The 255-nt window shown below is 69.0% G+C and carries 1 pseudogene; it reads right to left on the bottom strand.

The annotated features are described in order from the left end of the window. Positions 1-255, bottom strand: a pseudogene (locus AB4Y42_RS44540) (non-ribosomal peptide synthetase module); the annotation flags it as partial.

The raw sequence follows: 255 nt of genomic DNA, 5'->3' as shown, positions 1-255 counted from the left end.
CGCGCAACGCGCCGGCCAGCTCGACGCCATCCGGCCCGTTCGAAGCTGCTTCAGCCGCACACACCACATAGCCCACAAGGTGTTTATCGCCGCGGCGGTCCTCGCGCGCCACCACCACCGCCTCGCGTACCAAGGCGTGCTCGGCAAGCCGCGCCGCGATCTCGCCCGGCTCGATCCGGAAGCCGCGGATCTTCACCTGCTCGTCGTTGCGGCCCAAGAACTCCAGATTGCCGTCCGGCAGATACCGCGCCAGGT

Origin of the sequence: Paraburkholderia sp. EG286B, from assembly GCF_040965655.1 — a bacterium.
GTDB lineage: Bacteria > Pseudomonadota > Gammaproteobacteria > Burkholderiales > Burkholderiaceae > Paraburkholderia.
The sequence above is the reverse complement of the archived record's forward strand: the minus strand, read 5'-3'. Positions and strand labels throughout refer to the sequence as shown.